This window comes from Flavobacterium soyangense, assembly GCF_015277675.1.
Lineage (GTDB): Bacteria > Bacteroidota > Bacteroidia > Flavobacteriales > Flavobacteriaceae > Flavobacterium > Flavobacterium soyangense.
Genome location: NZ_JADHEC010000062.1, coordinates 1 through 6,313, shown reverse-complemented (window position 1 = coordinate 6,313; position 6,313 = coordinate 1). Strand labels below are relative to the sequence as shown.

Annotated in this window: 7 protein-coding genes and 1 tRNA gene; 3 read left to right on the top strand and 5 right to left on the bottom strand. The window is 31.1% G+C overall.

From position 1 onward, the window contains the following. Positions 1–44: 44 nt before the first annotated feature. From IR213_RS15720 to IR213_RS15710, 3 genes are read right to left on the bottom strand one after another with little or no spacing between them, the layout of a single operon-like run. Positions 45–794: a hypothetical protein gene (locus IR213_RS15720; protein ID WP_194313243.1), complete on the bottom strand. Its 750-nt coding sequence runs from the start codon at positions 792–794 to the stop codon at positions 45–47. Beyond that, positions 784–1,524, bottom strand: coding sequence for a peptidase associated/transthyretin-like domain-containing protein (locus tag IR213_RS15715; protein ID WP_194313242.1), 741 nt, complete (start codon positions 1,522–1,524; stop codon positions 784–786). Before IR213_RS15715 ends, IR213_RS15720 begins: the two co-directional genes overlap by 11 nt. Continuing rightward, positions 1,511–2,275: a hypothetical protein gene (locus tag IR213_RS15710; RefSeq protein WP_194313241.1), complete on the bottom strand. Its 765-nt coding sequence runs from the start codon at positions 2,273–2,275 to the stop codon at positions 1,511–1,513. The genes IR213_RS15715 and IR213_RS15710 overlap by 14 nt, the downstream gene beginning before the upstream one ends. A 203-nt stretch (positions 2,276–2,478) precedes the next feature. Between IR213_RS15710 and pepE the strand changes: the two genes are divergently transcribed. Then, positions 2,479–3,189, top strand: a complete 711-nt coding sequence (gene pepE / locus IR213_RS15705) for a dipeptidase PepE (RefSeq protein WP_194313240.1) — start codon at positions 2,479–2,481, stop codon at positions 3,187–3,189. Between the two features lie 31 nt (positions 3,190–3,220). On the opposite strand, the gene IR213_RS15700 is transcribed toward pepE, so the two are convergent. Further along, positions 3,221–3,293: transfer RNA gene (locus IR213_RS15700), tRNA-Gly, on the bottom strand. Positions 3,294–3,501: 208 nt separating this feature from the next. On the opposite strand from IR213_RS15700, the gene IR213_RS15695 reads away from it, so the two are divergent. Both IR213_RS15695 and IR213_RS15690 read left to right on the top strand, forming a co-directional pair. Beyond that, positions 3,502–3,819, top strand: coding sequence for a GNAT family N-acetyltransferase (locus IR213_RS15695; protein ID WP_194313239.1), 318 nt, complete (start codon positions 3,502–3,504; stop codon positions 3,817–3,819). A gap of 47 nt (positions 3,820–3,866) precedes the next feature. After that, the gene (locus tag IR213_RS15690; protein ID WP_194313238.1) at positions 3,867–5,444 is read left to right on the top strand and encodes a L,D-transpeptidase family protein; all 1,578 of its coding nucleotides are present in this window, start codon (positions 3,867–3,869) and stop codon (positions 5,442–5,444) included. Here IR213_RS15690 and IR213_RS15685 read toward each other — a convergent pair. Next, positions 5,433–6,155 (bottom strand): murein L,D-transpeptidase catalytic domain family protein, encoded by a 723-nt coding sequence (locus IR213_RS15685; protein ID WP_194313237.1) that lies wholly within the window; start codon positions 6,153–6,155, stop codon positions 5,433–5,435. The genes IR213_RS15690 and IR213_RS15685 overlap by 12 nt on opposite strands. Between the last annotated feature and the right edge of the window lie 158 nt (positions 6,156–6,313).

The following is a 6,313-nucleotide window of genomic DNA, read 5'->3' as shown; positions in this document are numbered from 1 at the left end:
TAATATTATTAATAATTAATTAACTATTATCAAATCTTAACTTTTTAATTTTCAAATGTAGTAAATCTTTTGAATTCCTCGTTTTTTGTAATTAGAAATTCAATCAATTCAAATTCTAAATTGGGATTTAAGAGTTCTTTAGCTTTGGGATCATTTTCACAATAAATCAGAAAAAGTCCAATTTCATCTTCTTTTAACTGTAAAGTGTTAGTGAAGAAAAAAGGACTAATTCTCTTTGGTACAACTTCAGAAAAATCACCATAGGCCGCTGCTTTTGTTTTATCAGTGCTTCCTTTGACGAATATTTTCCAAATCATTTTACCCACTCGAATAAAGTCTATTCCGTAAACTATATCGTGGTAAGGCATTAATGGATTTTTTAACGAAGACTGTTTATCCTCAAAATATTGCGTATCAATAATTGACTGTATATTACCTAAATTAGGCTTTATAACAATTTTTTTGACAACAATTTCCTGCAATTGATTTACGAATACGTTTAGCCTTATCACCAGTAATGAAGGTGCGAAATCTTTTTCAGTAAGAACAATTCTTTTAGATTTTAATCCTAAACTTGAAATAAGTAGAGTATCATTAGTTTTTGCCAAAATATCAAAAAAACCTTTAGAACTTATAAATGTTCTTGCTTTTGAATTCACATTATACACATATCCACTTTCTACATTGACTGAATCGTTTAAAACCAAACCGTGCAATGGTTTTCTGGTCAACGTTTGCCCTATGCAAAATTGATAAAACAAACACAAAGCAAGAATTCCAATTTTAGTTTTCATCAGAAATGATTTTATTGTACTTTTCAGCCAAAGGAACTATCAAAAATTCAGTCATTGTTTTATTTTTAGATTTTAAAACCTCCGCAAATTTTCTGTCTTCTATACAATAATACTGAAATCCTTTGATGTAATTGGCAGGGATTTTTAGCATCTTTATGTAATAATCATCGTCAAAAAGTGTTCCAATTTTTGCTAATAAACGCTCTTCTTTTTCTACTTCGAGTTCTTTTTTGAGCATTGCGGTTCTGCCAGAAATTAAATTAATTAATGGGTCAAAACCCATCGGATTCATTTTCATTGAAGAAGCTGTGGCTAATTTCCTCTCTGCTGGCGTGTAATGTTTTACCCCTTTTGGAGAAATCCCTAATGAAACCGCATTAATTTCAGGGTGATTATTGACAATAACTTCTTTGAGTTCGGTAGTTTTTGAAGTCATTTTTATGATTAGAACGTCTGTTTTTAAATCATTTTCTTCGATTATCCTGCGGAAATATTCTAAATTCACTGATGAGAAAACTAACAAATCGTCAGCTTTTGCCAAAATAAAAAAGTCGCCATTGCTGTCACTTGATGTGTTCTTTTCGTTAACCAAATTTATAATGGTAACTCCCTCAACATTTCCAGATTCGACCCTAATTTTTCCGTGAATCAATTTTTCGCTTCCTGTTTGCCCAAAAGTAATTTGAGAAAACAAAAGCAAAATTAGTATCACAATATTATTCGTTCTCACAAGCAATTATTTCAATGTATTTTTCTGCCAAAGTAATCATTGCAAATTCTATATTGGTTTTGTTTTTGGACTTCAATAGAGCTGTAAACCTATCGTTTTCAACTATATAATATTCAAAGCCTTTAACGTACTCCAAAGGTATTTTTAAACCATTTACAAACATGTTTTTGTCAAACATATTTTCCAATTGCTGCATACAAAGTTCCTTGTTTTCGACTTCAAGTTCATTTTTAAGCATTTTTGTTCTTCCTGACATCCAATTCAGTAAAGGATCTACCGAAATCGAACCACCTGACATTCCGTCGTTACTAGCAGTTGCATTGAGGCTATTGGCAGCATATAATTTTCTTTCCGCGGGCGTATATGATTTCTTTCCTTTAGAAACAATTCCTAACGAAAACGCATTAATGTTATCGTATCTTCGAACTACTATCTCATTTAAGTAAGTAATCATTGATTCCATTTTTACCAGAAACAAGTCTTTTTGAAAATCATTTTGTTCCAAACAAACTTGAATTCTCTTTAAGTTTACAGCAGAAAATAAAAGTGTATCTCCAGAAATTGCGGTGATAGAAAAGAAGCCATCTTTATCAGTTATTGTGGATTTTTCAGTTTTTAGGTTTATAACATAAACCCCTTCAAGGTCTATAGTATTTGCATTAATCTTACCTTTCAATCTGGTTTTACTAGATTCTTGAGCTAAAATAGAACTGGCAATCAAAATAAACAAAACACATATTCTTATTTTCATCAACAGGCTAGTCAAATATTCTTAGTATGTAAAAGTATTTCAATGTCTTCCAAATTAAGTATTAAGAACTTGGTAAAAATATGTTAATTAAAAACCAGATAATTCAACAATAAAAGCCTGATTTTATACCTTTAACCCAAACTTAATTAGCTAAAATAAAATGAAATCGAAGATTCACGATTTCCAAAAAAAAATTTTAAAATATGAGTAAAAATATAATTATAGCCAGCACTTCAACGCTGCACGGAGGAGATTATTTAGAATATTTATTGCCTGAATTAAGTGTTCATTTCGAGCATTGCAAAACAATATTGTTTATTCCGTTTGCCAGACCTGGTGGGGTTTCTCACGATGAATATACCGTAAAGGTTTCTTCGGCTCTGGCCAAAATAAATATTGAAGTAAAAGGAATTCATGAATATGAGAATTTTTCTAAAGCTATTAAAAATGCTGAAGGAATTTTTACTGGTGGGGGAAACACTTTTTTATTGGTAAACCAATTGTATGAAAACAATATTATGACCATTCTTGCTGAGGCTATTAAAGACGGAATTCCCTATTTAGGAACAAGTGCCGGAAGCAATATTTGCGGGCTGACAATGCAGACGACTAATGACATGCCTATTATTTATCCGCCAAGTTTCGAAACATTAGGATTGATTCCATTTAATCTGAATCCGCATTATCTCGATTCTGACACACAATCAAAACATATGGGAGAAACACGTGAAACCAGAATTAATGAGTTTCATTCGTTTAATAATATTCCTGTTGTAGGATTACGAGAAGGAAGCTGGTTAGTCGTAAAAGGTGATACCATAACATTGAAGGGCCATTTGACTGCCCGTCTTTTTAGACAAAACCAAACTCCTGCAGAAATTGAAAGCGAAACTGATCTGAGTTTTTTAAAATAAAAAACCCCAAACTTTCGTTTGAGGTTTTTAGAGCGAAAGACGAGGCTCGAACTCGCGACAACCAGCTTGGAAGGCTGGAGCTCTACCAACTGAGCTACTTTCGCATTACAACGGTGCAAATATAATTAATAACTTAGCTTCTTTGCAAGTTTTTTTTAAAATTTTTATTAAAAGTTACTATTTTTTTATAACAGTTTTAAAACTAAATTGTTATAAATTCATTATTTTTATATCAGAATGGCAAACATAAAAAAAATATCGTTCGCAGAGACTTTTTCGGTAAGACATCCTGTTATTTGAAAAGGATAACCAATGGAAAGTTGTCGTTTTGAAGGTGACGATTTAGAAACAACGCAACATTTTGGACTTTATCTGAAACAGGAATTAGTTGGAATTATTTCATTGTTCAAAAAAAGTAATTCAGATATTCCAGTGAAAAATCAATATCAAATCAGAGGAATGGCGGCTTTAGAAAATCACAGAAAAAAAGATTTTGGTAAAGAACTCCTGCTTTACAGCGAAAAACAATGCAAGAATCAAAATATGGATTTGATTTGGTTTAACCCAAGAATAGAGGCGAGCGATTTCTACCAAAAAAATGGGAAATCAAAGAATAAGAACAGCATTTGAAATACCTGATGCAGGAAAGTATATTGTGATGTTTAAAAAAAATAGAAATGTATAAATTTTTTATTTTAATGTTGATTTTCAATATTTTTAGTTGTGAAAAAGAAGTGTCTAAAAAGGAAGTAAATCCAACTGCAATTCCAGCTATTCCGCCCAAAGAAAAAACGGTGCTAGTTGACACTGTTTTGCCAAATTCACCAAAAAACAAAACAGTCGCTACCCCTCATAATTTAAGTAATTATACAGCCATTTGGCAAACAAGAAAAAACAGAAGAATCGTTTTGGAAAATCTTGATAAATCCTATGAAGAAGGACTAAATCCTGATAATTATAATGTGAATAAATTGTGGAAATATGAAAAAAAAATTGAAGCTTTAGATAATAGAGAATTAGAAAAATATGATTTGTTGTTTATAAATAGTTTCCAAAAATACATTTCACATTTGACTAATGGCCGATTAAGTCCAAGGAAATTATATAGAAATTGGGATTTGAAAGAAAACAAAATTGACATTAATAAAACTATAACCTCACTTGCAAATAGCGACTCATTGGCAGAAAAAATTGAACTGTTAAAACCTCAGCATATTGTCTACAAAAGATTAAAAAAAGCACTCGCAATTATCAATGCTTTCCCAAAAGACAGTTTTAATAAAATAAAAATAAAAAATAAAATTGTCTTAAACGACACCAGCCCATCATTAATTGACATAAAAAAAAGATTAATTTACTGGAAAGATTTAAAACCAAAAGACAGTCTGTCCAAGATTTATGACAACGAAACTGTTGAAGCCATAAAAAAATTTCAAATCCGTCACGGAATAGCGGCTGATGGAGTTATTGGCAAAGGAACTGTTGAATCGCTCAATTTCTCGAAAAACCAGCGTAAAGAACAAATTCTTGTCAATCTTGAGCGATGGAAATGGTTTCCAAAAAAAATGGGGAAAGAATATATAATTATCAATATTCCAGATTATAAATTGATTTTGGTCAAAGGAAAAGACACGATTAGGAAACATAAAGTTATCATAGGAAGACCTAAAAGAAAAACACCTGTATTATCTTCGAAGTTGACTCAAGTGATTTTTAATCCAACCTGGACAGTCCCTCCAACAATTTTGCGAGAAGATGTAATTCCTGAAATAATAAAAAACCGAAATTATTTAGCCAAAACTAACATCAAGTTATATGATGGAAACGGAAATATAGTTCCTGCAAGTAACTGGAGGCTGTCAGATGCAAGAAACTATCGTTATGTGCAAAGTCCAGGAACCTTTAATTCACTAGGGATGATTAAACTAGTTTTTCCCAATCGGTTTTCAATTTATTTACACGATACAAATCACCGTGATTATTTCGAAAAACCAGTACGTTCTTTAAGTTCAGGTTGTGTGAGAGTTGACAATCCGTTAGAATTGACTGAATATTTAATGGATGATGCAACAAATTGGAATATTGAAAAAATCACCGAAGCACTTCAAAGCGAAAAAACAAAACAGATTAACTTAAAAAAAGAAGTCTTTATCCATATTTTATATTGGACAGCCTGGAGCGAAAAAAATACTTTGATTTTCAGGGATGACATTTATAATCTTGATGCCGATTTGTATCATAAATTAGGAAAATAAAGCAGAAATTGTTTTAAGGCTTCTTGATGGATGGTAAACAAACAAACAGGATTTATTCTTTATTGTGTTAATGATTTCCCTAAGCGACTCTACCGGAATAGCTGGACAACCTTGACTTCTACCTAATCTTTTATTGCATTTTATGAATGAATTTGATACATAATTTGCTGAATGCATTACCACACCTCTTTCTCTCGCATTATCATTAATTCCTTTTTCCAGACCGTCTAATTTAAGTGACATTCCGTGTTTTCCGTTATAGATTTCACCGGTAGCATAAAACCCAAGGCTGCTTTTATAAGAACTATTTGAATTCGAAAAACTGTTTGCAAATTCTTCTCCTGTATTTCTTCCGTGAGCAACTAAGGAATTATACAAGATGGTGTTTGTACCCAAATCGATTACCCAAAGTCTTTTAATGTTTGAAGACAAACTAAAATCAACCAAAGTCAAAATGTCTTTTTGAATTAAGCCTTTCTGTTTCAATAAATAAAAACCTTTTAGGGCTTCCTTAAAACTTTCAAGATTTGGTAAATCAAAATGATTCGAATTCAAGTTGTTATAAACAGTTTCGATATTTGAATCGGAACTTGATTTTAAAACACTTGCAAATTTTGGTTTTTGTGGATGTACTGAATCAGTACTATTTATTTTACTTGAATAAAATGAGAATAATAAAAACAAAACAACCGGAAATATCTTATAAGTCATTGATAATATATAAGTTACACATTATACTTAGGGTTGCAAATTATGGGCTATTAAACAATAGTTCTAATTAATACTAATATAAAAAAGGTCGGAAAAGCCAATAAAACCAGTACTTCACAATAAAAAAGGTCGAAAACTGCATATAAACAAAACTTCCT

What these genes read in the sequence shown, in the direction of transcription:
- IR213_RS15720 (WP_194313243.1), bottom strand. Translation starts at nt 794, where the DNA reads ATGAAAACTAAAATTGGAATTCTTGCTTTGTGTTTGTTTTATCAATTT.
- IR213_RS15710 (WP_194313241.1), bottom strand. Translation starts at nt 2,275, where the DNA reads ATGAAAATAAGAATATGTGTTTTGTTTATTTTGATTGCCAGTTCTATT.
- pepE (WP_194313240.1), top strand. Translation starts at nt 2,479, where the DNA reads ATGAGTAAAAATATAATTATAGCCAGCACTTCAACGCTGCACGGAGGA.
- IR213_RS15695 (WP_194313239.1), top strand. Translation starts at nt 3,502, where the DNA reads ATGGAAAGTTGTCGTTTTGAAGGTGACGATTTAGAAACAACGCAACAT.
- IR213_RS15690 (WP_194313238.1), top strand. Translation starts at nt 3,867, where the DNA reads ATGTATAAATTTTTTATTTTAATGTTGATTTTCAATATTTTTAGTTGT.
- IR213_RS15685 (WP_194313237.1), bottom strand. Translation starts at nt 6,155, where the DNA reads ATGACTTATAAGATATTTCCGGTTGTTTTGTTTTTATTATTCTCATTT.